Annotated in this window: 1 pseudogene; it reads left to right on the forward strand. The window is 71.8% G+C overall.

Annotated elements, in window-relative coordinates:
* Positions 1–432, forward strand: a pseudogene (locus JQK88_RS35760) (hypothetical protein); the annotation flags it as partial.

Here is a 432-nt window from a genome sequence, read left to right on the forward strand (position 1 = left end):
AGCTCGACCGCCAGCGCGCGCTGACCCCGGAGGCCGCGTTCGCCGCGATCGAGGGCGTGCACCGCCGTTGCATCGGCGGCTACGCGGTGGTCGCCCCCGTGCTCGGCCTGGGCCTGGTCGCGTTCCGCGACCCGCACGGCATCCGCCCGCTGGTGCTGGGCAAGCGCCGCAGCGGCGGCCAGGACGAATACGCCATCGCCTCCGAATCGGTGGCGCTGGACTTGCTGGGCTTCGAGCGCGTGCGCGACGTGCGCCCGGGCGAGGGCATCGTGGTCACCGCGCGCGGCGAGCTGTTCTCCAAGCAGTGCGCGGAAGTGCGCACGCACACCCCGTGCATCTTCGAATACGTCTACTTCGCCCGTCCCGACTCGATGATGGACGACGTCTCGGTGCACAAGGCGCGCATGCGCATGGGCCAGACCCTGGGCGAGA

This window comes from Mesorhizobium caraganae, assembly GCF_016836705.1.
In the GTDB taxonomy this organism is placed as follows: Bacteria; Pseudomonadota; Alphaproteobacteria; order Rhizobiales; family Rhizobiaceae; genus Mesorhizobium; species Mesorhizobium caraganae.